Annotated in this window: 25 protein-coding genes and 1 riboswitch; of the genes, 14 read left to right on the top strand and 11 right to left on the bottom strand. The window is 65.9% G+C overall.

Features of this window, described 5'->3' with window-relative positions; genetic code table 11:
• Nucleotides 1–4 precede the first annotated feature (4 nt).
• The 3 genes from TGR7_RS15400 to TGR7_RS15390 all read left to right on the top strand — a co-directional run bounded on the left by TGR7_RS15400 (nucleotide 5) and on the right by TGR7_RS15390 (nucleotide 1945).
• Nucleotides 5–436, top strand: a complete 432-nt coding sequence (locus tag TGR7_RS15400) for a hypothetical protein (protein WP_012639601.1) — start codon at nucleotides 5–7, stop codon at nucleotides 434–436.
• Nucleotides 437–530: 94 nt separating this feature from the next.
• Nucleotides 531–1211, top strand: coding sequence for a zinc metallopeptidase (locus tag TGR7_RS15395; protein WP_012639600.1), 681 nt, complete (start codon nucleotides 531–533; stop codon nucleotides 1209–1211).
• A gap of 221 nt (nucleotides 1212–1432) precedes the next feature.
• On the top strand, nucleotides 1433–1945 hold the full coding sequence (locus tag TGR7_RS15390; protein ID WP_012639599.1) for a protein disulfide oxidoreductase: 513 nt from the start codon (nucleotides 1433–1435) through the stop codon (nucleotides 1943–1945).
• 21 nt (nucleotides 1946–1966) lie between these two features.
• Here TGR7_RS15390 and TGR7_RS15385 read toward each other — a convergent pair whose 3' ends face one another.
• On the bottom strand, nucleotides 1967–2707 hold the full coding sequence (locus TGR7_RS15385; RefSeq protein WP_012639598.1) for a ferredoxin--NADP(+) reductase: 741 nt from the start codon (nucleotides 2705–2707) through the stop codon (nucleotides 1967–1969).
• Nucleotides 2708–2983: 276 nt separating this feature from the next.
• Nucleotides 2984–3328, bottom strand: coding sequence for a TraR/DksA family transcriptional regulator (locus TGR7_RS15380; protein ID WP_012639597.1), 345 nt, complete (start codon nucleotides 3326–3328; stop codon nucleotides 2984–2986).
• Nucleotides 3329–3466: 138 nt separating this feature from the next.
• Here TGR7_RS15380 and TGR7_RS15375 point away from each other — a divergent pair, with 138 nt between their 5' ends.
• Nucleotides 3467–4027: a thioredoxin family protein gene (locus TGR7_RS15375; RefSeq protein ID WP_012639596.1), complete on the top strand. Its 561-nt coding sequence runs from the start codon at nucleotides 3467–3469 to the stop codon at nucleotides 4025–4027.
• Between the two features lie 86 nt (nucleotides 4028–4113).
• Here the strand turns inward: TGR7_RS15375 and TGR7_RS15370 are convergent, their stop codons facing one another.
• On the bottom strand, nucleotides 4114–5040 hold the full coding sequence (locus TGR7_RS15370) for a histone deacetylase family protein (protein WP_012639595.1): 927 nt from the start codon (nucleotides 5038–5040) through the stop codon (nucleotides 4114–4116).
• 212 nt (nucleotides 5041–5252) lie between these two features.
• On the opposite strand from TGR7_RS15370, the gene TGR7_RS15365 reads away from it, so the two are divergent.
• Together TGR7_RS15365 and TGR7_RS15360 are read left to right on the top strand one after the other, a co-directional pair.
• Entirely contained in the window at nucleotides 5253–7946 is a 2694-nt protein-coding gene (locus TGR7_RS15365) for a bifunctional acetate--CoA ligase family protein/GNAT family N-acetyltransferase (RefSeq protein ID WP_012639594.1), read from the top strand.
• Nucleotides 7947–8158: 212 nt separating this feature from the next.
• Nucleotides 8159–8241: riboswitch (cyclic di-GMP riboswitch) on the top strand.
• A gap of 1 nt (nucleotide 8242) precedes the next feature.
• Nucleotides 8243–8593 (top strand): hypothetical protein, encoded by a 351-nt coding sequence (locus TGR7_RS15360; protein WP_012639593.1) that lies wholly within the window; start codon nucleotides 8243–8245, stop codon nucleotides 8591–8593.
• Nucleotides 8594–8730: 137 nt separating this feature from the next.
• Here the strand turns inward: TGR7_RS15360 and TGR7_RS15355 are convergent, their stop codons facing one another.
• Complete coding sequence (locus TGR7_RS15355; protein WP_012639592.1) at nucleotides 8731–9738, bottom strand: YhdH/YhfP family quinone oxidoreductase; 1008 nt, start codon at nucleotides 9736–9738, stop codon at nucleotides 8731–8733.
• Between the two features lie 108 nt (nucleotides 9739–9846).
• Between TGR7_RS15355 and TGR7_RS15350 the strand changes: the two genes are divergently transcribed.
• The gene (locus TGR7_RS15350; RefSeq protein WP_012639591.1) at nucleotides 9847–10383 is read left to right on the top strand and encodes a hypothetical protein; all 537 of its coding nucleotides are present in this window, start codon (nucleotides 9847–9849) and stop codon (nucleotides 10381–10383) included.
• Here TGR7_RS15350 and TGR7_RS15345 read toward each other — a convergent pair.
• Genes TGR7_RS15345 through TGR7_RS15335 form a run of 3 tightly spaced genes read right to left on the bottom strand, consistent with a single transcriptional unit; the run spans nucleotide 10371 to nucleotide 13934 of the window.
• Nucleotides 10371–11699 carry an OmpP1/FadL family transporter gene (locus tag TGR7_RS15345; protein ID WP_012639590.1) on the bottom strand — a complete coding sequence of 443 codons (1329 nt, stop codon included), beginning with the start codon at nucleotides 11697–11699 and terminating at the stop codon, nucleotides 10371–10373. The two genes, TGR7_RS15350 and TGR7_RS15345, sit on opposite strands and share 13 nt — an antisense overlap.
• Nucleotides 11700–11739: 40 nt before the next feature.
• Complete coding sequence (locus TGR7_RS15340) at nucleotides 11740–12120, bottom strand: acyl-CoA thioesterase (RefSeq protein ID WP_012639589.1); 381 nt, start codon at nucleotides 12118–12120, stop codon at nucleotides 11740–11742.
• Entirely contained in the window at nucleotides 12117–13934 is a 1818-nt protein-coding gene (locus TGR7_RS15335; protein WP_012639588.1) for an AMP-dependent synthetase/ligase, read from the bottom strand. The genes TGR7_RS15340 and TGR7_RS15335 overlap by 4 nt, the downstream gene beginning before the upstream one ends.
• A 141-nt stretch (nucleotides 13935–14075) precedes the next feature.
• On the opposite strand from TGR7_RS15335, the gene TGR7_RS15330 reads away from it, so the two are divergent.
• Nucleotides 14076–14828, top strand: a complete 753-nt coding sequence (locus TGR7_RS15330) for a ParA family protein (RefSeq protein WP_012639587.1) — start codon at nucleotides 14076–14078, stop codon at nucleotides 14826–14828.
• Here TGR7_RS15330 and TGR7_RS15325 read toward each other — a convergent pair.
• Together TGR7_RS15325 and TGR7_RS15320 are read right to left on the bottom strand one after the other, a co-directional pair.
• Nucleotides 14812–15579 carry an alpha/beta hydrolase family protein gene (locus tag TGR7_RS15325; protein ID WP_012639586.1) on the bottom strand — a complete coding sequence of 256 codons (768 nt, stop codon included), beginning with the start codon at nucleotides 15577–15579 and terminating at the stop codon, nucleotides 14812–14814. The two genes, TGR7_RS15330 and TGR7_RS15325, sit on opposite strands and share 17 nt — an antisense overlap.
• Nucleotides 15579–16052 (bottom strand): transcriptional repressor, encoded by a 474-nt coding sequence (locus TGR7_RS15320; RefSeq protein ID WP_012639585.1) that lies wholly within the window; start codon nucleotides 16050–16052, stop codon nucleotides 15579–15581. The genes TGR7_RS15325 and TGR7_RS15320 overlap by 1 nt, the downstream gene beginning before the upstream one ends.
• A gap of 150 nt (nucleotides 16053–16202) precedes the next feature.
• Here TGR7_RS15320 and TGR7_RS15315 point away from each other — a divergent pair, with 150 nt between their 5' ends.
• The 5 genes from TGR7_RS15315 (at nucleotide 16203) to TGR7_RS15295 (ending at nucleotide 20087) form a co-directional block, all read left to right on the top strand.
• Nucleotides 16203–17456 carry a porin family protein gene (locus tag TGR7_RS15315; RefSeq protein WP_012639584.1) on the top strand — a complete coding sequence of 418 codons (1254 nt, stop codon included), beginning with the start codon at nucleotides 16203–16205 and terminating at the stop codon, nucleotides 17454–17456.
• A gap of 71 nt (nucleotides 17457–17527) precedes the next feature.
• Nucleotides 17528–18433 carry a metal ABC transporter substrate-binding protein gene (locus TGR7_RS15310; protein ID WP_012639583.1) on the top strand — a complete coding sequence of 302 codons (906 nt, stop codon included), beginning with the start codon at nucleotides 17528–17530 and terminating at the stop codon, nucleotides 18431–18433.
• Nucleotides 18426–19022 (top strand): ATP-binding cassette domain-containing protein, encoded by a 597-nt coding sequence (locus TGR7_RS15305; protein WP_012639582.1) that lies wholly within the window; start codon nucleotides 18426–18428, stop codon nucleotides 19020–19022. The genes TGR7_RS15310 and TGR7_RS15305 overlap by 8 nt, the downstream gene beginning before the upstream one ends.
• Before the next feature lie 8 nt (nucleotides 19023–19030).
• Nucleotides 19031–19846, top strand: coding sequence for a metal ABC transporter permease (locus TGR7_RS15300; protein ID WP_012639581.1), 816 nt, complete (start codon nucleotides 19031–19033; stop codon nucleotides 19844–19846).
• 34 nt (nucleotides 19847–19880) lie between these two features.
• A complete protein-coding gene (locus TGR7_RS15295) occupies nucleotides 19881–20087 on the top strand; it encodes a YdcH family protein (RefSeq protein ID WP_041442041.1) in 207 nt (68 codons plus the stop codon).
• A gap of 95 nt (nucleotides 20088–20182) precedes the next feature.
• Here the strand turns inward: TGR7_RS15295 and TGR7_RS15290 are convergent, their stop codons facing one another.
• Together TGR7_RS15290 and TGR7_RS15285 are read right to left on the bottom strand one after the other, a co-directional pair.
• Nucleotides 20183–21478 carry an NAD(P)/FAD-dependent oxidoreductase gene (locus TGR7_RS15290; RefSeq protein WP_012639579.1) on the bottom strand — a complete coding sequence of 432 codons (1296 nt, stop codon included), beginning with the start codon at nucleotides 21476–21478 and terminating at the stop codon, nucleotides 20183–20185.
• Nucleotides 21479–21491: 13 nt separating this feature from the next.
• Nucleotides 21492–21812, bottom strand: coding sequence for a c-type cytochrome (locus TGR7_RS15285; protein ID WP_012639578.1), 321 nt, complete (start codon nucleotides 21810–21812; stop codon nucleotides 21492–21494).
• Nucleotides 21813–22085: 273 nt separating this feature from the next.
• Here TGR7_RS15285 and TGR7_RS15280 point away from each other — a divergent pair, with 273 nt between their 5' ends.
• Complete coding sequence (locus TGR7_RS15280; protein ID WP_012639577.1) at nucleotides 22086–22361, top strand: PilZ domain-containing protein; 276 nt, start codon at nucleotides 22086–22088, stop codon at nucleotides 22359–22361.

The raw sequence follows: 22361 nt of genomic DNA, 5'->3' as shown, positions 1-22361 counted from the left end.
CGCCATGGACGAATTGCTCAAGACCTACAAGCAGATCCCCATCCCCGAGCGCATGCGGATGGCCCTGTCGGCGGACCTGGACCCCCGGTGGCGGCCCTGCCTGGTGCGCGACCAGCACAGCCAGGTGAAGGCCTATTTCTCCCGCCGCGTGGACCTCACCGCCGATGAAGTGGCCGTGCTGCTGGCGGACATGGACCAGACCGTGCGCCTGAACTGCGCCAAGCGCGACGACCTCACCCCCGAGCAGGTGGAACAGTGCGTCTCGGATCGGGATCCCAACCTGCGCTACTTCGTGGCCCGCAACCCCCTGCTGACCGAGGCCCAGCGCGCCCGGCTGATGCAGGACGAGGACGAACTGGTGCGCATGGCCGCGCGCAAGGGCCCGAAGAAGCGCAGCACCCGCAGCCGGCCAGGGCAGGCGGAGATGATACGGTGAAGGGCGAATTCAAAATTCAAAATTCAAGATTCAAAGGGGTGGCGGGGTTTTGATACCTTTGAATTTTGAATTTTGAATTTTGAATTGGCCTCCCATGATCTTCATCGTCCTCATTGCCCTGGTTGTGCTCGTGCTGTTCCTGCCGTCCTGGTGGGCCGGGGCGGTGCTGCGCAGGCACAGCGTCGAGCGCCAGGACTATCCGGGCACCGGCGGGGAATTCGCCCGCCACCTGCTGGACCGTTACGGTATGGGCCACGTGAAGGTGGAGGTCACCGATCGGGGCGATCACTACGATCCCCGGGACAAGGCGGTGCGCCTCTCGCCGGCCTACCTGGACGGGCGGTCGCTCACCGCCGTGACCGTGGCGGCCCACGAGGTGGGTCACGCCATCCAGGACCACAAGGGCTACGGGCCGCTGGCCTGGCGTTCGCGTCTGGTGGGCATGGCCCAGGGGGCGGAGAAACTGGGCGCGGGGCTGATGATGTTCGCCCCGGTGCTGCTGCTGGCCACCCGGGCGCCGGCGGGCGGCCTGATCATGTTCCTGGCCGGCATGATGAGCTTCGGCGCCGCCGCCCTGGTGCATCTGGTCACCCTGCCGGTGGAGCTGGATGCGAGCTACCGGCGTGCCATGCCAATCCTGGCCAGCGGTTACCTGCCGAAGCAGGATCTCGCCCCGGCGCGGCGCATCCTCACCGCCTGCGCCTTCACCTACGTGGCCGCTTCACTGGCCAGCATGCTCAACCTGTGGCGCTGGCTGGCGATCCTGCGGCGCTGAACCATCAATGGACAGGATGAACAGGATTTTCTGATTTGAAGAACAAAAAAATCGACAGGATTGACATGATTCACACGATTAAAAGGACTTTGAAATCCTGTAAATCATGTCAATCCTGTCCGGTCATTTGGTTTTGAGCTCGTTATCCTGCCAGCCCAGAATAATCCTGTTCATCCTGTCCATTGATGTTTCAGCGCAACCACTGAATCCGGACTATCGACATGAGTGAGACACGCAGCAAGCGCCGCCGCTGGATCGTCTGGGGCGTGGAGATCCTGTTCTTCATCGTGCTGTTTCTGGCCATCAAGGCCTGGGTGCAGCGGGACATGATCTCCGGCGAGGCGCCGGCGCTGAGCGGCTACGACCTGAACGGAGAACTGGTCAGCCTGGCGGACTTCCGCGGCCAGACGGTGCTGGTGCACTTCTGGGCCACCTGGTGCCGCATCTGCCAGCTGGAGCAGGGTTCCATCGAGACCCTGAGCCACAGCTGGCCGGTGCTCACCATCGCCACCCAGTCCGGTAACGCGCAGGAACTGCGCGAACACATGGCGGCCAACGGACTCACCCATACGGTGATCGTGGATGCCGACGGGCGCCTTGCCGCCAACTACGGGGTACGCGGCGTGCCCGCCAGCTTCGTGGTGGACGGCAACGGAGAGATCCGCTTCCGGGAGACGGGCTTCACCACCGGCTGGGGTCTGCGCACAAGACTCTGGCTGGCCAGAGTCTTGTGACTTGCCACTCACCACCGAGCACTACCAATAGTGCTCGGTGGTGATATGCCCCGGCTCCCTGCGCCGGTTCTTCTTCATGCCCCTCGCCTTCAATGCCTCCGTGGTATCGCGCACCATGTCGGGGTTGCCGCACAGCATCACCTGGGCGGCATCGGCGGACAGGGGCAGGTCCACGCGACGTTCCAGGGAGCCGTCGCCGATGGCCGCCGGCACGCGACCGGACATGGCGCCGGGGTGCCGCTCCCGGCTCACGAAGGGCACGAACTGGAACTGCCGGCCGAAGTCCCGGAAGCCGTCGATCACATCCCGGTAGGTCAGCTCCTCGGCCTGGCGCACCGCGTGGATCAGCACGATGCGCTCGAAGCGCTGCCAGGGGGTTTCCGTGCGCAGCATGGACAGGTAGGGACCGATGGCCGTGCCGGTGGCCATGAGCCAGAGAATGTGCGCGTCGGGCAACTCGGAGAGGGTAAAGAAGCCCTGGGCGCGGGACATGAGTTGCACCCTGTCGCCAGGGTTGAGCGCGGCTAGCCGGTTGCTCAGGGGGCCGTCGGGGACGGTGATGAAATAGAAATCCAGGGGCGATTGCCCCGGAGCGTTCACGTAGGAGTAGGGGCGACCGACCCGCTCGCCGTCGATGTCCAGGGCGAGACGATTGAACTGCCCGGCCTGGAAAGGCTCCACCGGCGCTTCCAGGCGCAGGGAGTGCAGACGCTCGGTCCAGCGCTTGCGTTCCACCACTGTGCCTTCCAGCCAAGCCGCCATGAGACCCCTCCGATCATTCGTCTGGAGTGATTACCCTAGTGTCCTGAGTCAGAGATTGGTGATTGCCCCCTGCGCTTTCAACCCGAGAAAAATCATTGGCATGGGGGACTCGGTTCGCCCCCTTGGCCGGTGACAGGATGCTCACGGGACATTGTGGCCGTGGATCACTGTCCATCGCAGGTCGGGCTTCAGCGCGACACAGCGGTGCCCGGTTCCACGTCGTCTGTCGGGCTGAAGCCCGACCTACTCGGGCAGGAGCCTTGCCCGAAGTCCGGATCAGGCACCTTCCTGCCGCGACGCACAGGCGGCGCACAGTCGCGCCTGGGGCAGGATCTTGAGCCTCGCCTCGGGGATGGCCTCACCGCAGGCTGCGCAGATCCCGTACTCGCCCTCGTTCATGCGCTTCAGGGCCTCGTGCACCCGGGCCAGTTCCCGTCGCGCCTCGTTGCCGAGGGCATCGACCACCTCCTCGTTTTCCCGCTGCACCGCCTGCTCGGCGAAGTCCTTGTCCAGCGGTTCGGCCTCATGGCGCACATTGCGCTCCACCCGATCCAGCCGGGATTGCAGGTCATCGCGCAGCTGTTCCAATTGCCGGCGCAGGTCCTCGAAGAGATCGCTCATCACTTGGCTCCGTGAAGTTCACAGTCGTTATTCCAGCATGCGCCAGCCACCCGACAAGTCAAGGCGAATCCCCGGCACCAGGCTCGGGTTATAATGGTGGGCTGATACGCATCCATACCCTTTTTCAAGGAGTCGAACATGGCACGCACCCCCTCCGTCATGCTGGAGCTGGGCACCCCGGCCCCCAACTTCCGCCTCCCCGACCCGAGCACCGGCAAGAGCGTCTCCCTGGACGACTTCCCCGGCGCCAAGGGCTTCGTGATCGCCTTCATCTGCAACCACTGCCCCTTCGTGCAGCTCATCCGTCACGAGTTCGCCCGCTTCGGCCGCGAGTACACCCGCAAGGGCCTGGCGGTGATCGCCATCAACTCCAACGACGTGGAGAACTACCCGGAAGACAGCCCGGAACACATGAAGGACGAGACCCGCCGCTTCGGCTACACCTTCCCGTACCTGTTCGACGAGGATCAGTCCGTGGCCCGCGCCTACCAGGCCGCCTGCACCCCGGACTTCTTCATGTTCGACGCTGACCGCAAGCTGGTCTATCGCGGCCAGTTCGACGGCTGTCGCCCGGGCAGCGACCTCCCGGTCACCGGCGAAGACCTGCGCGCCGCCGCCGACGCCCTGCTGGCCGGCCAGCCCATCCCCGAGGACCAGAAGCCGAGCCTGGGGTGCAACATCAAGTGGAAACCTGAATAAAGCAGTGGCTAGTGGCAAGTCTCAAGTGGCAAGGTAAATCAAACTCCGGCTTTCCTTGCCACTAGCCACTTGAGACTTGCCACTCCTCAAAGCAAGGCTTTGAGGTGCGCCACCACGCTGCGTCCCAGGGCTGACAGGGCATAGCCTCCCTCCAGGACCGAGACGATGCGCCCGCCGGCGTGGCGCTCCGCGATCCCGCGCAGCTCGCGCGTCACCCACTCGTAGTCCGCCTCCACCAGGGCGAAACCGGCCATGTCGTCTTCCAGGTGGCCGTCGAAACCCGCCGAGATCAGCAGCAGCTGGGGCCGGAAGGCATCCAGCGCCGGCAGCCAGCGGTCGCTGACCGCGGCGCGATAGGCCGCGCCGCGGGTACCCGCGGGCAGGGGTACGTTCACCCGGGGTGCGCCGTGGCGGTCCTCGGCGCCCGCGTGGGGATAGTAAGGGTGCTGGAAGGTGGAGCACAGCAGCACCCGGGGCTCGTGCAGGAAGATGTCGTCGGTGCCGTTGCCGTGGTGCACGTCGAAGTCGGCGATGGCCACCCGCTCCAGGCCGTGGGCCTCCAGGCCATGGGCGGCGCCCACGGCGATGTTGTTGTAGAGGCAGAAGCCCATGGCCTGGTCGCGCCCGGCGTGGTGGCCCGGCGGCCGCACGCTGCAGAAGGCCACGTTGCGCGCATCACCCATCACCAGGTCCACGCCGTGCACCACCGCGCCGGCCGCCCGGCTGGCGGCCTCCAGGCTGCCCGCGGACACGTAGGTATCTCCGCCGTCGATGCACAGGGTCTCGTCCGGCCCGGGTCGCAGGCCTGCAAGTTCGTCCAGGTAGGCCCCGTCATGCACCCTCAGCAACTGCTCCCGGGTCACCCGGGGCGCCTCGCGGTGATCCAGCCACATGCCCAGGCCCGAGGTGATGAGCTGATCGTCGATGGCGGAAAGACGTTCGGGACGCTCCGGGTGATGGGCCGGCGTGTGGTGTTCCAGACAGGCCGGATGGGAGATGAAGTACAGACTCATACGTGGCGCACCTCGGCCGCTGCGGGCTGGAACTGGGGAAGGCCGGAAATCCCGGACTTGCCTGGGGCGCTGTCCGTACGGACAGGCTTCAAGATTATCAGCTCATCGATCGGCCAACACATTGTCCGGAATCAGCATGCAGCACGATTGATTACGCCAACATGGCCGTGAAACACTGAAAACCTGCCCGATACCTCTGACACGGAGCCACCATGGGTCCCCACTACCTGCGCCGCATCCTCTCCGCCCGGGGCATCGCCGTGATCGGCGCCAGCGACCGGCCCGAGGCGGTGGGCGGGCTGGTGATGCGCAACCTGCGCGCCATCGGTTACGAGGGGGCCCTGCATCCGGTCAATCCGAACCACCCGAAGATCATGGGCATGAGGGCCTACCCGGACGTGGCCGCCATCGAGCGGCCGCCGGAGCTGGCCGTGATTGCCACACCTGCCGAGACGGTGCCGGGCATCGTGCGCCAGTGCGGCGAGGCCGGGGTGGCCGGGGCGATCGTCATGTCGGCGGGTTTCGCCGAGGCGGGCTCCCAGGGGCAACGCCTGCAGGCGGCCATGCTGGAGGCGGCCCGGGAGACCGGGCTTCGCCTCATCGGCCCCAACTGCCTGGGCGTGATCCGGCCCAAGCACAAGATCAACGCCACCTTCAGCCGCAACACCGCCCTGCCCGGCCACCTGGCCCTGGTGTCCCAGTCCGGCGCCATCTGCACCGCCATCCTGGACTGGGCCGAGGACCAGCGCATCGGCTTCTCCCTGGTGGCCTCCCTGGGCGACGCGGCGGACGTGGACTTCGGCGACGTGCTGGACTTCCTGGCCCTGGACGCCGAGACCCACAGCATCCTGCTGTACGTGGAGGGCATCCGCCACGCGCGGCGTTTCATGAGCGGCCTGCGGGCGGCGGCGCGCATGAAACCGGTGATCGTCATCAAGGCCGGCCGTCACGAGGAGGGCTCCCGGGCCGCCATGTCCCACACCGGTGCCCTGGTGGGGGCCGACGACGTGTTCGACGCCGCCCTGGAACGGGCCGGCGCGGTACGCGCCCAGACCGTGCAGCAGCTGTTCTCCGCCGCCCGCCTGCTGTCCACCGCACCACGCGTACGCGGCAATCGCCTGGCCATCATCACCAACGCCGGCGGCCCCGGGGTGATGGCCACCGACCGGGCGGTGGAACTGGACGTGGCCATGGCGCCCCTGGCCCCGTCCACCCTCAAGCACCTGGACGCCACCCTCCCGGCCCAGTGGTCCCACGGCAACCCCCTGGACCTGCTGGGCGATGCGGACGCCGGCCGCTACCGCGCGGCGCTGGGTGCGTGCCTGGAGGACCCGCACGTGGACGGGATCCTCACCATGCTTACCCCCCAGGCCATGACCGATCCGGACGGGGTGGCGGAGGAACTCATCGGCGCGGTGCAGGCACAGGACAAAAGCGGCCCGGGCAAGCCGGTGCTGGCCTGCTGGATGGGCGGCAAGCAGGTGAGCGCCGCGCGCAAGCGCTTCAGCGAGGCGGGCCTGCCCCACTTCCCCACCCCGGAGGCCTCGGTGGAGGCCTTCGCCTACCTCACCGCGTATGAGCGCAACCAGCGCCTGCTGTTGCAGGTGCCCGGCCCCCTGAGCGACCGCAGCCCCGCCGACGTGGAGGGCGCGCGACTGATCATCGAGGGCGTGCTGGCCGAGGGACGCAAGGTGCTGGGCAGCCTGGAGGCCAAGGCGGTGCTGTCCGCCTTCCGCATCCCCGTGACCCAGACCCTGCTGGCACGCACTCCCGCCGAGGCCCTGGTGGCGGCCAGCACCCTGGGCTACCCGCTGGCCATGAAGATCGCCTCGCCGGACATCACCCACAAGTCGGACGTGGGCGGCGTGCGTCTGAACATCACCGGCGCGGAGGCGGTGCGCAGGCACTTCCAGGAGATGCTCCAGGCGGCCCGGGAGGCCCAGCCCGACGCGCTGATCGAGGGCGTGACCCTGGAGCGTATGTACCGCAGCCACTATGGACGGGAGCTGATGGTGGGTGTGCTGCGCGACCCGGTGTTCGGCCCGGTGATCAGCTTCGGCTCCGGCGGCACCTCGATGGAGGTGATGCAGGACCGGGCCGTGGCCCTGCCGCCGCTCAACGAGACCATCATCCGCAACATGATCAGCCGCACTCGGGTGGCGCGGCTGCTGGCGCGCTTCCGCCACATGCCCGCGGTGGACGCCGCCGCCCTGGAGCGGGTCCTGCTGCGCATCTCCGAGATGGTGTGCGAACTGCCCCAGGTGGTGGAAATGGACATCAACCCCTTGATCGTGGACGAGCACGGGCTGGCGGCGGTCGATGCGCGGATCGGCGTGGCCTTTCCGCCCGCCGAGGCGGACCCCTACGCCCACATGGCCATCCACCCCTATCCGTCCAGCCTGGTGAGCCACTGGCAACTGCCCGACGGCACCCCCATCACCATCCGCCCGATCCGCCCCGAGGATGCCCAGATCGAGCAGGCCTTCGTGCGCGGGCTCTCGGACGAATCCCGCTATTTCCGCTTCATGCAGGCCCTGCATGAACTCACCCCCCAGATGCTGGTGCGCTTCACCCAGATCGACTACGACCGGGAGATGGCTTTCATCGCCACCCTGGACCAGGACGGTGCCGAACTGCAGGTGGCGGTGGGCCGCTATACCGCCAATCCGGACCAGCGCAGCTGCGAGTTCGCCCTGGTGGTGGCGGATGACTGGCAGGGCAAGGGCATCGGCACCCACCTGATGCAAAGCCTGATGCAGGTGGCGCGGTCCCGGAACCTGACCCTGATGGAAGGGGAGGTGCTGTCCAGCAACAGCAACATGCTGGCCCTGGTGAAGCGCCTGGGCTTCTCGACGAGGGTCCGGCCCGGGGACGAAGGCGTGGTCTGGGTCGGCAAACAGCTGTGACCACGGCGCCGCCGGGATTAGCGCAAACCCGGTGGCATTTATCCCCCCGCTTTCAACCAGGTACCTGACCTTGCTGACACGTCGCTCGAGATGGGGCGATGACAAACGGCCTCTTTGCACCGACGAAAGGGCCCGCAGGATGTGATGAAACCCTCAAACCCGCACCCGCTCCTTGACCAGAATCACAGTCGTGGCCAGATGCGATCTGGATCACAGGACAAAGGCAAACCCGTCGAAAGGCGGGGACGCAAAGCCACCGGTCTCACGGAACATCCAAGACAGCGGGGTTGCCCACCATGGCACACCAGACAACACATTGCGCAGCCTCATGCGCCAGGCCGGTTCAAAGCCGGCAGATCCTCCGGGTCGCCGCATCGGCGGCCATCCTCGCGACTCTGATCTCCCTGCCGTTCTCCAGCCACGGAGACGAGGACGCCTACGGGCCCCTGACCCAAACCACCGCGGCCCTGAATCAGGACTTCGCCCGCGAACAGGCCTTCGGCCAGCAAATCCTCAGAAGTTCCTACTCCCAGCCCGCCTACTACACGCGGGAACTGCGCATCAGCGCCCAGGAGCCGCGCAACCGGGCCATGGTCTACCCGGCCGGCGATGGCGGGGTGATGGTGGAGATGAACTTCCGATACTGAGCATGACGACCGACCTCCACCCAGGGGTTTTTTGAAGCGGCCTGAAAGGGCCGCTTTTTTAGTGGTCAGTCTCAAGTAGCAAGTGGCAAGGAAAACGGCTTTTGAAGTCCCTTGCCACTTGCCACTTGCCACTGTAATCAGCCACTGGCTGTGATCTCGACCAGCGTTCGCCCGTATGTCCGACCGCCCAGCATCTGCTCACTCACCTCCACCAGTTCCGCCAGGCCCACGGTGCGCGTGTGCAGGGCCGCCAGATCCGACGGGCGCAGGTCGCTGGCGAGACGCTGCCAGAGGTGCAGGCGCTGGTCCCGGGGGCAGTTCGCGGAGGTCACGCCCAGCAGGCTCACGCCCCGCAGGATGAAGGGCATCACGGTGGTGTGCAGGTCGGCGCCGCCGGCCAGGCCGATGGAGACGATGTTCCCCCAGGGACGTACGCCCCGCGTGAGTGTTCCCAGCAACTCGCCCCCCACGGTGTCCACCACCCCGCCCCACTGGGCCTTCTCCAGGGGTCGCCTGCCGGGCCTGAAGGCGGCGCGGTCCAGCACACGGCTCGCCCCCAGGCCCATCAGCCAGTCCGTCAGTTCCGGCTTGCCGGTGAGCGCCACCACCTCGAAGCCCCGGGCCGCCAGCAGGGACACCGCCAGCGCGCCGACCCCGCCGCTGGCCCCGGTGACCAGCATGGGACCCGCCTCAACCGACTGGCGGTTGTCCTCAAGCCGGCTGAGCGCCAGGGCGGCGGTGAGCCCCGCCGTGCCCAGCAGCATGGCCTCGCGGGTGTCCAGTCCCTCGGGAATCGGGATGATCCAGTCCGCCGGCACGCGCAGGCGAGCGGCGTAGCCGCCGTGGTGCAGTTCCCCCAGCCCACAGCCGGTCACCAGCACCGGCGTACCGACGGGCAGACCCGTCTGGCCTGATTCCACCACGCGCCCGGCGGCATCGATGCCGCCCACCAGGGGTGAGTGACGCAGGATGCGTGCGCCCCCGGTGATGGCCAGGGCGTCCTTGTAGTTGAGGCTGGAATACTCGACGGCGATCTCCACCTCCCCGTCCATGAGTTCCGCCCGGGACAAGCGGCACAACTCGACCCGTCCCGGGGCGAGGCGGTCTTCATGGATCATCAGGGCGGGAAAGGTTTCGCTGCTCATGTCGCCATCGGCTTGAATCGGTGCACCCCAGTTGGCACATTGAGAATCAGGGCCATCAGATGACCGGCCAAACCTTTAAAGTTTAGACAAGATCCATCATTACGCCCGATGACCGATTCAAAGCACAGCGACCTGCTCGCCGGCCCACGAGTGGCCCGCTGGACCTGCCCCTCCTGCGGCGACGCGGTACCCCGGCTGCTGCCCAACGGCGCACGCAATGCCCAGTCCGTGGCCGAGCTGGAACTGTTTCTTGAAGATGCGGATATAGAGTCCGAGGTAAACCGGGAGCCGGGCACGGCGGCTGACGAGATATGCCTGGCCTGCGCCGACGCGGTACGTGAACTGGTGGGGACACTGATCCGCCCGCCCGGGGAGGACGGCGATGCGCGCAACAGCCCGGGCCTCAACGACACGGGCATCGTGGGCGCCGCACTGCCGCGCGGCGATGGCACCCACGTGCTGATCTTCCACGTCATCGATGGCGTGCTGCGCCTGACCGAGACCGAGCGGCTCACCCGCTTCGATCCCATGCGCCTGACCTATCCCGGAAGCCGGGGCGCCATGGCGCCCCGGATCTGGGAACTGTATGCAAGACACCTGGCCCAGTTGCAGGCCAGGTATGGTGAGGAGCCTCAGAACCGGTAGCGCAGGGCCGCGGCAAGGATGTGGACGTGGCCTTCGGTGGTGCCTCTCAACTGGACAGACGAGGCAAAAGGCAAACCATCGTAGAACTCACGATCCAGATTCAGCGACTCCTTGGCCACATCAATGTAGGTGTAGGCAAGGTCGAAGCCGAGACGGCTATCCCGTTCATAGCTGGCACCCGCAGAGAACCAGGTGCGATCGCCATCGGGCGTGCGGGTGGTTCGGAACCCATCCTGCGTTGGTGTCGTGTCGTACTGGATGCCTCCGCGCAGCGTCCAGCGATCATCCAGCTGGTATTCAGCCCCCAGGGCCAGTGCCCAGCTGTTCTTGTAGTTCTGTCGGACCGGATCCGGATGATCACCCGATGCCAGCTTCACGGCGATCTCATCGAAGTTGGACCAGTTGAACCAGGTGTACTGGGCCAGACCGGTCCAGCGATCCGTGAATCTGTGCGACAAGCCCACTGACACCATGTCGGGCAACTTGAGGTCTGCCTCGCCACCCTGCGATACCGACGTGCCACCGAGGCCGAAAGGCAGACGGGTTGTCGCAGTACCCTCGAGGGTGTGAGTGATTCCCTGGCGATAATGGACGCCTATCCGGGTGTCGTCACTCAGGTCCACGAGAAGCCCGATATTGAAACCGTAATCCCAACTGTCACCGCTCAGTGCGAACTCACCATCGGTATCCACGGAAGGCCCCCCGACGCGCGTCGGATCAGGAAGCGCGTTTTTCAGGGTCGCATCGGCATACTGGATATTGATGCCGCCGCCGATGGAAACCCGGTCGTTCAACTGGTATGCGATGCTCGGTGCGATGTCGATGACCTTGAGTGAGGTCTCGGTGGAGTCATAGCGGGCAAAGAAATTCCGGTCGTACTCATTCGCCAGCCCGAAAGGCGCCGTGATCCCCAGGCCGAACCAGGTCTGCTCGTTCAGCGGGCGCGCGTAAAACAGGTTGGGAACGGGGCTCGGCTCGTAGGGGTTGCCCCCGCTTCCGCCTTCATAGGGCAGCGGATTTCCACCTGTACCCGGGGTGATCGCCCTGGAATCGCTATTGGTCACCGTCGACTTCGGCACCAGCAGATGCACCGCCGCCTGAAACTCGGGCGCCTTGAGCCTGGTCATGCCCGCCGGATTGAAATAGATGGTACTGGCATCCGAGGCGATGGCCGCCTCACCGGCGAAGGCGCGGCCCAGACCGCTGACGCTCTGCTCCTGGATGTAGAAGCCGGCGGCCAGCAGGGCGCCGGGGGCGGCGCCCAGGGCCAGACCCACGGCCCAGGCCAGGGTGGTCTTGTTCAGGCGATGCTGCATGGATTTCTCTCCCGCTGTGTCGTTGGTTTTATTGTCGTCGTCATGCACCCGGCAGGGGCCGGGGCTTGCCATCGGCATCCACTGCCACGTAGACCAGCCGCCCATCGGCGACGGTCAGGATCTCGGGTTCATAGGGGTTGCGCTCCACGCACACCTCCACGGCTACGGTCATGGAACTGCGGCCCTCCGTGAGCACTTCGGCGTACAGGCTCACCATGTCGCCCCGCTGCACGGGCCTTCTGAAATGCATGGCTTCCACGGCGGCGGTGACCACCCGCCCCCGGGCACGGCGCACCGCCGGGATGCTGCCGGCGATGTCCATCTGGGCCATGATCCAGCCGCCGAAGATGTCACCTCCCGCGTTGGTGGGCGCGGCGGCCGCGGGCAGGCGCAGGCAGGGCTCCCGGGGCGTGTCGCTCACTCGGTGTAGCCTTCGTAGAGGGCCTCGACCTGGTCCTTGTAGCGCTCGAGGATGCGTGCGCGCTTCATCTTGAGGGTGGGCGTGAGCAGGCCGTCGTCCACCGTCCAGGGCTCCAGGGTGACGATCAGCTTGCGCACCTGGGCGTAGCCGGGAAATTCATGGAGCTGCCTGGCGATGCGGGTACGCAGGGTCTTCTCCAGGAAGCGGCCGTTTAGATCCGCCTCGCTCTCGGGATCCAGGTCCAGTTCCTTTGCCAGGGCGGCCCATTCCTCGGGATTGAGCACCACGATGGCGGCGAGCGCGGGCCGGCCCTCGCCGATGACCATGACCTGGTCGAACAGCGGGTCCAGGGCGATGGCCATCTCCATGTCGGCGGGCGGCACCTTCTCACCATTGCCCAGCACGATGATCTCCTTGATGCGCCCGGTGATGTAGAGGTGCCCGGTCTCGTCCATGCGCGCCTTGTCGCCGCTGTGCAGCCAGCCCTCGCTGTCGATGGTCGCGCGGGTGGCCTCCTCGTTGTTCCAGTAGCCGAGCATCACGGAAGGACTGCGGGTCAGCAGCTCGTCCTTGTCACCGATCTTCACCTCCACACCGGGCAGGGGTTTGCCGATGCTCGCCGGGACGTTGTCGTCGGGACGATTTACGCTCACCACCGGGCTCGACTCGGTCATGCCGTAACCGTGGAACACGGGCAGACCCAGGCCGATGAAGAATCGCGCAATGGGCGGCGGCAGGGGGGCACCGCCGCACACGGCGTAGCGCAGGCGCCCGCCCAGACGCGCCAGCACCTTGCTGGCCACCAGCTTCTCCAGCAGCGGCCAGAGCAGCAGCTTGGGATGCCAGCCGGCGCGGCCCTGGCTGTGCTCGAAGCGACGCCAGCCCACATCCACGGTGGTCATGAACAGCTTGCGGGCCAAGAGAGACTTCTCCTTCAGCCCGGCATTGATACGTCCGTAGACCCGCTCGTAGATGCGCGGCACGGAGATCAGCACCGTGGGCCGCACGGTGGCCAGATCATCGGCCAGTGTCTGGATGGAACGGGCGTAGGCCACGGCGGCGCCCACCATCATGGGCATGTAGTAGCCCGCGGTGCGCTCCAGGGTGTGGGACAGGGGCAGGAAGGACAGGAACAGGTCCTGTTCGTTGAGATCCGCGCAGCGGCTGGAGGCATGGGCGTTGAACAGGATGTTGCGGTGACTGAGCATCACGCCCTTGGGCTTGCCGGTGGTGCCCGAGGTATAGACGATGGTAGCCAGCTCGTCGGGCTCCAGGGCATGGGCCTGCAGCTCGCCCTTGAGGCCGAACAGCCAGTCGGACAGGGAATCCAGGCGCGGGTCGTCGGGCTTGTCATCCGGCTCGATGGTGTTCACGGAGATGATGCGCCTGAGACCTTCGAGGCGGTCGCGCACCTCCAGGATCTTCTTCCACTGCAGGCGGCCCTCTACCACCATCAGCTTCACATCGGCCTCGCGCACGATGTAGGCGATGTTCTCGGGGCGGTCGTCGGTGTACAGGGGCACGGTGATCAGGCCCAGCCCCAGACAGGCCTGGTCGAACACCACCCATTCCCGGCAGTTGCGCAGCATGATCGCCACCCGGTCGCCGGGCTTGAGGCCCTCCTTGAGCATGGCCTGCTGCCATCGGCCCACCTCGGTGGCCACCTCGCTCCAGGTGCTCTCCACCCAGGCGTTCTTGCCGATGTCAAACTGGCGATAGGCCAACGCGTTGGGGGAACGGCGGACCCGTTCAATGAAAAGGCCGGACAGTGAACCGGCCTCCAACGGGGTGATCACGTGGGCAGGATCACTCATGACGCCTCCTTATGCCTGATGGTCTGCGGTATTTATTGGTTGTCTGCGCAGGAGCGCACCGCTGGCCCCTGCGTTGCATCCGCCGCGGCGCCCGTTCAGTATCGTTGCACGGGCGAACAACGGATCGGTTTCCAATCTTCCATGAAGTCAGTGGCGCTATACAACCTCAAAGGCGGCGTGGGCAAGACCGCCGCGGCCGTCAACCGGGCCTACCTGGCCACGGAATACGGCCACCGGGTGCTGCTCTGGGACCTGGACCCGCAGGGGGCCGCCACCTGGTACCTGGGCGTGGAACCCGGCCTGGAGGACCCGATCAAGCGCCTCGTGAAGGGCAAGGGCGACCTGGCAGATTCCGTGCGTTCCACCGCATACGAACGCCTGTTCTCACTGCCTGCTGACTTCGACAACCGCAACCTGGACCTGATGCTGCGCAAGGCGGAGCACCCCCGCCGCAGGCTACGGGAACTGGCCGCGGAACTGTCTGACGACTTCGATCTCCTGATCCTGGACTGCCCGCCCAGCTTTTCCCTGGTGACCGAGAACGTCTTCCACGCCGCCGATCTGATCGCCGCGCCCACGATCCCCACGCCCCTGTCCGTGCGCACCTACGCGCAGATGGTGAGCTGGCTCGCCAAGGAGCATATCCGCGAGGTCAAGCTCTACCCCTTCCTGTCCATGGTGGACCGGCGCAAACGACAGCACCGGGAGCTCTCGGACTCCCTGGCCCGGGACATCCGCACCCTGCTGGACACGGCGATCCCCTACCTGAGCAGCATCGAGGCCATGGGTCAACGGCGCGCCCCCCTGTGCGCCTATGCGCCCAGGGATCCGGGTGCGCAGGCCTTCGAGCGGTTGTGGCTGGAGCTGAGCTCGAAGCTCACATGTGGCCACTGACGTACCTGGCTGACCACGCATCGATCACGCCCGCTACGTAGTCCGCATCGGTTGCGTCCGTCAACAAATGATCCATATCGTCCAGGGACACGAAGCTCTTGGGGTGACGGGCGATCTGGAACAGGTGGCGGGCGTGGTGGATCTCCACCACCGGGTCGCCAGGGGCGTGCATGACCAGCAGGGCGCAGCGCAGGGTGCGCACCTTGTCATCCAGTTTCGCGGCCTCGATATCGGTGAGGAAGTCCCGGGTGATGCACAGCTGCGAGGGGCCGATCTGCACACGGGCCGCACCGTCCCTGCGGATCTCATCCACCTGTTCAGAGAAGTGGTGGCGGATGTGGGCCGGTTCGCTGGGGGCGGCGATGGTGACCGCGGCGCGCACCGAGTCGATCTCGCCGGCGGCGGCCAGGACGGCGGCGCCTCCCAGGCTGTGGCCGATGAGCAGGGCCGGCGCCCGATCCCGGGAGGCCATCCAGCCACAGGCGCTCAGGATGTCCGCCACGTTGGCGCTGAAATGACTCTTCTCGAACTCCCCGCCGCTCTCGCCGATGCCGGTGAAGTCGAAGCGCAGCACGCCGATGCCCCGTTCCGCCAGGCCGCGACTGACGCGCACCGCGGCCAGGCTGTCCTTGGAGCAGGTGAAACAGTGGGCGTAGACGGCCCAGGTGCGGGGGAGGGTGGAAGGAATCTCCAGCTTGCCCGCCAGTTCGATGCCCTGGGCGTTCTCGAAACGAACGTATTCCGTGGGCATCAGTTGACCTTGTCTTGGGTCTGGCAGCGGGCACACAGCCCGCGCACCTCGACGATGCGCTCCTCCACCAGAAAGCCCTGACGTTCCGCCTCCCGGTCCAGGGCGCGGCTGACGCTGTCGTCGCCGCACTCACTCACCTGTCCGCAGGCCCTGCAGATGAACAGCTGGGATTGATGCCGCTTGTGGGGGCGGTCGCAGCCCACGAAGCCGTTGAGGCTCTCGATGCGGTGGATGAGCCCCTGTTCCAGCAGGAAGTCCAGGGCCCGGTAGACCGTGGGCGGCTTGACCGTGTGATCCGCGGAGCTGAGCTGACGGATCAGGTCGTAGGCCTTGACCGCCTCGTGGCTCTGCCAGATCTCCTCCAGCACCTGGCGGCGCAGGGGCGTGAGCTTGACCCCGCGCTTGGCGCAGATCTGGTCCGCCCGGGCCAGGGCCTCGTCGATGCAGGCATCGTGGTTGTGTTCATGTTCCATGGCCAACCTTCGTACCGGTTGTCCGGGGTCCTGTCAATCGACCCCGCAGCCGATCCGGGTGATGGCGCTGCACTCCGAGGGGTTTAGGTGCATAAAATGTTATGTTATAACGTCCATAAATTTCCGCCCCATCCTTGAAGGAGGTCTGTCATGCCCCGCGCCCTGTCCCGCCGTTTCGTTTCCGGTGTCGCTGCCCTGACCGTGGCCGCACCGCTGTTCACCCAGGCCCAGGAAGCGCCGGACTTGAGCCTGTCCCTGATCCTGGACGGCGTCTATTTCAACGAGCTGAGCCGGGGCCACCGGGACCCAGCGGGTTTCGCCGGCCACGATCACGGCCATGACCATGGAGACGATCATGGTCATGGCTACGAGGAAGGTTTCAACCTGGGACACTCCGAGCTGATCGTCGAGGCCCGGCTCGGAGACTTCATGGACGGTGTGCTCAACCTGGGCTTCGACGAGCATCACGTGGAGGTGGAGGAGGCCTATGTACGCACCCGCAGCCTCCCGGCGGGCTTTCAGGCCAAGGCCGGCAAGTTCCTCTCGGATGTGGGCTACATCAACAGCCGCCATCCCCATGCCTGGGATTTCGTGGATCGTCCCCTGGTGAATGAATTCCTGTTCGGGGACCATGGACTGCAGGAGATCGGCGTGCAGGCCACCTGGCTTGCCCCAACACAGACCTATACCCTGCTGGGTGTGGAGCTGCTCCAGGGAGAGACCGCCGGCGTGGCCAACTATCTTGGCGGCCAGGATGCCCTGAATGGCACCGAGCGTATCCTCGAGGATGTGTCCGGCCCGCGCCTGATCACCGCCTTTGCCAAGTTCGCTCCCGACCTGGGCGCGGATCATGCGGCGCAATTCGGCGTCTCCGGCGGTTACAGCCGTAGTTATCAGGAGACAGATCTCCACTCCACGCGATTTGAAGACTGGAACGGCACGGCCTGGTTTGCGGGCCTGGACGCGGTCTACAAGTATGACGCCGGTGGCAGTTACGGCCACGGCAACTGGCGCCTGCAAGGTGAGTACTTTTACCGGGTGATTGATGTGGATCGACGCGACGTGAGTTTCGACGGTCTGACCGTAAGCAACGAGCAAAGCTTCAAGAACAAGCAGGACGGTCTCTACCTGCAGGGCGTGTACGGGTTCGCGCCCCGCTGGGAGGCCGGAGTGCGCGCCGAGGCCCTGGGGCTGACCAATGAGATCGGTCGTGGCGCGGGTAGCAGCCTGGATGCCTCCTATCGATATTCGGCCATGGTCACCTTCCGTCCCATCGAGCCGGTGTTCCTGCGTGCCCAGCTCAATCACAACGACTTCGCCGAAGAAGACGGGCGCGAACGGGGGCTCGACTTCATGCTGCAGTTGAACGTCGCCCTGGGTGCCCACGGGGCCCATCGCTTCTGATCCGTGAACCTGCGCCACCGTCCGCGAGGGCGGTGGCGCAGGTATTTCCACTTCCCCAAGGAGGTATCGTGATGTGTTCAAGACCCATCCAAGGGGCTTTGCTTTTCCTGCTTGGCCTGGTCCTGTTGCCCGTCAATCCGGTCCAGGCGCAACCGCAACCGCTTCAGGTGGTGGCAACTACACCGAGCCTCGGCGTGCTGGCCAGGGAGGTGGGTGGAGACCTGGTGGAGGTCAGGGTGCTCGCGCCTGCGGATCGAGATCCCCACTACCTGGATGCCCGGCCCAGTTTCATGGCCCTGTTGCGCCGGGCGGATCTGCTCTTGGAGGTGGGTGCCGGTCTGGAGGAAGGCTGGTTGCCTGCGGCAGTCAGCGGCGCCGCCAATCCCGTCATCAACACGGGCAGGCTGGGGCGGTTCCGGGCCGCCGACCATCTGGGCCTGCGTCCCTCCATCACCGTGGAGGGGCCCAACGTGGGACACGTCCACGCCGAGGGTAATCCGCACTTCAATCTGGATCCCCTGCGGATGGCAGAGTTGTCCCTGGCCCTGGGTGAACGGTTGGGTGCGTTGAGACCCGAACATGCCGGGGTCCTTCAGGCACGCTCGGAACAGGTCTCCGCAGGTCTGCGCGCCCATGCCGCGGCCCTGGCTGCGCGTATCGAGCCCGGCCAGGGTTTTGTGGCCTATCACGAGGACCTGGACTATTTGCGTGACTGGCTGCCGGTGAAGGGGCTTGGTTATCTGGAGCCGGTGCCCGGCGTGCCACCCACCGCCCGACACCTGCGGGCACTGGTGGAGCGACTGCAGGGTCAGGAAGGACGTGTACTCCATGCCGCTTACCAGCCCGGGAGGGGCGGAGCCTTTCTGCATCGTCACCTGGGCTGGCCGGTGCATGTGCTGTCACTGGAGCCACCTGTGGACGGGGGCCTCGATGACTACTTGCGTCTGATGGAAAGCTGGGTGGCTCCCTTTGAGTAACCCTGAGGAGGGTGCGCCCCTGCTGACGGTGCGGGACCTGGTGGCCGGCTATGAAGCCCCGGTGTGTCGGCCGGTGACTTTCGAACTTCATCCTGGCGAGTGCCTGGGACTTGCCGGCCCCAATGGTGCCGGCAAGTCCACCCTGCTCAAGGCCATGACGGCAGGTGCACGCCGTTTTGCCGGCACGATCTGGCGTAAACCCGGCGTCGCCATGACATTCCTGGCCCAGCAACCGGAACGGGCAGCGGAATGCCCCCTGACCGGGCACGACCTGTTGCGGATCTGCGAGGCCCGGTCGCTGCCTGTGCCCGGGTCGCTCCAGTCTTTGCTGGGACGGCGTCTGGATACCCTCAGTGGCGGTCAGCACCAGTTGCTTCAGGTCTGGGCCTGCCTGGGCGGCAACGCCAGCCTGGTGCTGCTGGATGAACCTACCAACCACCTGGACCCTGAGGCCCTGGGCAGTCTGACGGAGATTCTGAAGTCCCGACACAACGGGCGCGGACTGGTGGTCGTGAGTCACGATGAGCGCTTCCTGGGAGCAGTTTGCGATCGCGTCCTGGAGGTGATGCCGGCGGGGGTTGGCGCATGAGTCCCGCCATGGCCTTGCCCTGGGATCCCCTGTTCCGCGAGGCCTTCCTGACGGGCCTGCTCCTGGCGCCGCTGGCGGCCCTGCTGGGATGTTGGCTGCGCCTGCGCGGTGAGTGGCTGGCTACCCTGGGTTATGCCCATGTGGCCGGTGCCGGTGGCGTGATCGGAGCCATCATTCACTGGCCCATGCTGCTGTCGGCGATGATCGCCTCGCTGCTTGCGGGTGGACTCAAGGGGCTGATGAGCCGGGGACAGGCCGGTAACGAGGTCTTCGGTGTCATGATCCTGCTGGGCTGGTGTCTTGGCCTGCTGGCGGCGGCCAACCATCCGGCAGCCGATCTGGTGGGCAGGGTGTTTCTGGATGGCCAGATACTGTTTGCGGGCCGCGGTCATCTCCTGACCGCGTGCGTCCTGGTCGTGTTGAGCGTGGTGGTACTGCACCGTGTATCCCGGCCGTTAATGAGGGAGCGCTTCCAGCCTGGCCACTTGCGGGCCAATGGCCGGCAACTCTGGCCCATGACCCTGGGTTTCGATGCCCTGGTGGTGCTGGTGGTGGCCGCAAGCGCCATGGCCATGGGGGTGATGGCGAGTTTCGTACTGCTGATGTTGCCTGCCTGGGTTGCCTGGGGGGTGGCCCGGGGTTGGCGTGCCGCGCTGTGGCTCTCGGCCCTGTTGGGGCTGGCGGCCTACTCGGTCGCCTTCATGGCCGCCCTGGTGCTGGATCAACCCTTCGGTCCGGTGCTGGTGATGGTGCTGCTGAGCCTGCTGCCTTTGCGCTGGCTCGCGCAGCGTCGCGGCGCTGGCGGGGGCGCGGGTGATCTGTGATCATAGGAGGGACCTGTACCAGTGGGCCCTCTGCGTGGATCAGATCGAGCAAGAAGACATCAGGCAGCGACTTGCCGACCTTCGGGTGGAGCACCGTGATCTGGACGAGGCCATCGCCCGTCTGGCGGAGGGGGTGTTCGTGGATCAGTTGCAGCTCAGCCGCCTGAAGAAGCGCAAGCTGCTGATCAAGGACATGATCGCGCGGCTGGAGAGCAGGCTGATTCCGGATTTGAATGCATGAAAGCGTTAGAGACAAGTGGCTAGAGGCAAGAGACAAGAAAAAACGGCGCCCAAGGGGCGCCGTTTTGTTTGACGTACTTTTTCAGTACTTGGGCATCAGCCCCAGATGTCGGTAGTGATGCTGTCGTACCAGCCGCGGGTGTAGTTGGCTTCCATGCGGCGGAAGTTGCGGTCCGCGTCGGCGGGGCTTACGCCACCGGAACCCGGCACACCCTTGATGGAGTCGTCCAGGAACTGGTAGACGGCGGCCACGCTGATGCCCCAATCGGGGGTGACCAGGCTGTAGCAGGTGTTCACCATGGACGGCGCGATGGGGTCACGGCCCCTCAGTGCATTGACGATGGCGGCAGCAACCAGCTTGCCCTGGCTGTTGGCGGAATGCCCGGACTTGGGCATGGCGCCGGCGATGCTGGAGTCGCCGATCACGTGGATGTCCGTGTGAATCGAGGACTGGAAGGTCACCTGATTCACCGGGCACCAGCCGGTGTCGTTCACCAGGGAGGCGCTGTGGGCGATCTCGCCGGCGCGCTGGGGCGGGATGTAGTTGAGCACATCCGCCTTGAAGCGGTTCAGACCGCCGTCGGAGATGGCCGTCTTGCTGGCCACGTCGATACGCTCCACCTGGCCGCCGCGGCTGCTGGGCACCCACTCGATCATGTTGCCGTAGTTCGCTTCCCAGCCGGCCACGAAAAGTCCCTGCTTGGAGAAGTTCTCCTTGTTGTCCAGGATCAGGATCTTGGAACGCGGCTTGTGGGTCTTGAAGTAGTGGGCCACCATGCTGGCGCGCTCGTAGGGTCCGGGCGGGCAGCGGAACGGGTTGCCCGGGGCGACCATCACGAACACGCCGCCGTCGGGCATGGCCTCCAGCTGACGGCGCAGGATCTCGGTCTGGGGACCGGCCTTCCAGGCGTGGGGGATCTCGTTGGCGGTGGCTTCACTGGTGCCCTCGGCGGCGGTGGCCCAGTTGAAGCTGATGCCGGGCGCGACCACCAGCTTGTCGTAGTTCAGCACCTGGCCGCCGGCCAGGGTCACCCGGTTGGTCTCGGGGTCGATGGCGGTGACCGTATCCTGGATCACGTTGACGCCGTGCCTGTCCCTCAGGTTGCCGTAGGTCTGCGCGATGTCGTTCATCTGGCGCAGGCCGCCCAGCACCCAGTTGCTGCCGTAGCAGGTGTGGTAGGTGGCGTTGGGTTCCACCAGGGTGACACGGATGTCCGAGTCAAAGTGGCGCAGGTACTTGGCGGCCGTGGCGCCGCCGGAACCGCCGCCCACCACCACCACGTGCGCACCCCTGGCTTTCTCACCGCCGGGCATCTGTGCACAGGCCGCCAGTGCGGTGGCGGCACCACCGGCACCCAGGGCCTTGAGGAAATGTCTGCGTGAAATGCTCATGTTCGTGGCCCCCTTAGCGTCGCGTGGTGTCGAAGTAGTCGGCGAGGAGTTCGATCTCCTCGTCGGTGTAGCCAAGGGCATGACGGTTCATGACCGTGGCGGCACGGGTGCCATCGCGGAAGGCCTTCATGTTCTGGATCATGAGCTGGCGGGGATAGCCGTTGATCAGCGAGGGGATGGTGGCGTCGGGTCCGCCGGCCACGGAGCCATGGCAGGCCAGGCAGGTCTTGGCCATGAGCTGGCCTCGTGTGACTTCCGCCAGCGCGGATTGGGAGGCGGCCAGGCCTCCCAGGGACACGGCCAGGGCAACGGCCGCAAGCTTTGCGTGTTTCATGGTGTCGATCTCCTCCAGGAACAGTTATCTGTCTTATTGGGTCTTGATCGACGGGTGCGGGTGCCCGCCTTTTTGAACGGCGTCCGGTGCGTGGGTCCGGGACCGTGTCCACCGATGCCAAAGCCGCTGAAATGGCGGGGCGTGGCTTCAGAAAGACAGAGTGTATATAGCACAGGGGTAAGGTGCTGCCAAACAAGCAAATCCTGATATAGACCTTGATTTGAGGGGCCGCGCTTGTCATAAAGACGCTGTCATCCGGGCTGAGAACAATCCATGAATACCGACAGACGCAGACATCCGCGCATCCCCATGGAAGTCGAGGTGGAACTGCACGTGCCCGCCGAGGCACTGCGGGTGGTGCGAACCCGGGATCTCAGCGGCAGCGGCGTGCTCCTGTTGATGCCCGCCGAAGGGCGTCCGGCCATCGGCGCCCGCGTGCAGGTGCGCGTGGTGGGGGCCCTGGGGGACGGCGACGCGCCGCCTCTGGTGCCGGCCACCGTGGTGCGTGATCTGCCTGAGGGTGTGGCAGTGGCCTTCGAGGGCTGCTGA

This window comes from Thioalkalivibrio sulfidiphilus HL-EbGr7, assembly GCF_000021985.1.
Lineage (GTDB): Bacteria > Pseudomonadota > Gammaproteobacteria > Ectothiorhodospirales > Ectothiorhodospiraceae > Thioalkalivibrio_A > Thioalkalivibrio_A sulfidiphilus.
This window is presented reverse-complemented; position numbering and strand designations above follow the sequence as displayed.

Coding starts and splice junctions, on each gene's coding strand:
- TGR7_RS15400 (WP_012639601.1), top strand. CDS start 5: ATGGACGAATTGCTCAAGACCTACAAGCAGATCCCCATCCCCGAGCGC.
- TGR7_RS15395 (WP_012639600.1), top strand. CDS start 531: ATGATCTTCATCGTCCTCATTGCCCTGGTTGTGCTCGTGCTGTTCCTG.
- TGR7_RS15390 (WP_012639599.1), top strand. CDS start 1,433: ATGAGTGAGACACGCAGCAAGCGCCGCCGCTGGATCGTCTGGGGCGTG.
- TGR7_RS15385 (WP_012639598.1), bottom strand. CDS start 2,707: ATGGCGGCTTGGCTGGAAGGCACAGTGGTGGAACGCAAGCGCTGGACC.
- TGR7_RS15380 (WP_012639597.1), bottom strand. CDS start 3,328: ATGAGCGATCTCTTCGAGGACCTGCGCCGGCAATTGGAACAGCTGCGC.
- TGR7_RS15375 (WP_012639596.1), top strand. CDS start 3,467: ATGGCACGCACCCCCTCCGTCATGCTGGAGCTGGGCACCCCGGCCCCC.
- TGR7_RS15370 (WP_012639595.1), bottom strand. CDS start 5,040: ATGAGTCTGTACTTCATCTCCCATCCGGCCTGTCTGGAACACCACACG.
- TGR7_RS15365 (WP_012639594.1), top strand. CDS start 5,253: ATGGGTCCCCACTACCTGCGCCGCATCCTCTCCGCCCGGGGCATCGCC.
- TGR7_RS15360 (WP_012639593.1), top strand. CDS start 8,243: ATGGCACACCAGACAACACATTGCGCAGCCTCATGCGCCAGGCCGGTT.
- TGR7_RS15355 (WP_012639592.1), bottom strand. CDS start 9,738: ATGAGCAGCGAAACCTTTCCCGCCCTGATGATCCATGAAGACCGCCTC.
- TGR7_RS15350 (WP_012639591.1), top strand. CDS start 9,847: ATGACCGATTCAAAGCACAGCGACCTGCTCGCCGGCCCACGAGTGGCC.
- TGR7_RS15345 (WP_012639590.1), bottom strand. CDS start 11,699: ATGCAGCATCGCCTGAACAAGACCACCCTGGCCTGGGCCGTGGGTCTG.
- TGR7_RS15335 (WP_012639588.1), bottom strand. CDS start 13,934: ATGAGTGATCCTGCCCACGTGATCACCCCGTTGGAGGCCGGTTCACTG.
- TGR7_RS15330 (WP_012639587.1), top strand. CDS start 14,076: ATGAAGTCAGTGGCGCTATACAACCTCAAAGGCGGCGTGGGCAAGACC.
- TGR7_RS15325 (WP_012639586.1), bottom strand. CDS start 15,579: ATGCCCACGGAATACGTTCGTTTCGAGAACGCCCAGGGCATCGAACTG.
- TGR7_RS15320 (WP_012639585.1), bottom strand. CDS start 16,052: ATGGAACATGAACACAACCACGATGCCTGCATCGACGAGGCCCTGGCC.
- TGR7_RS15315 (WP_012639584.1), top strand. CDS start 16,203: ATGCCCCGCGCCCTGTCCCGCCGTTTCGTTTCCGGTGTCGCTGCCCTG.
- TGR7_RS15310 (WP_012639583.1), top strand. CDS start 17,528: ATGTGTTCAAGACCCATCCAAGGGGCTTTGCTTTTCCTGCTTGGCCTG.
- TGR7_RS15300 (WP_012639581.1), top strand. CDS start 19,031: ATGGCCTTGCCCTGGGATCCCCTGTTCCGCGAGGCCTTCCTGACGGGC.
- TGR7_RS15290 (WP_012639579.1), bottom strand. CDS start 21,478: ATGAGCATTTCACGCAGACATTTCCTCAAGGCCCTGGGTGCCGGTGGT.
- TGR7_RS15285 (WP_012639578.1), bottom strand. CDS start 21,812: ATGAAACACGCAAAGCTTGCGGCCGTTGCCCTGGCCGTGTCCCTGGGA.
- TGR7_RS15280 (WP_012639577.1), top strand. CDS start 22,086: ATGAATACCGACAGACGCAGACATCCGCGCATCCCCATGGAAGTCGAG.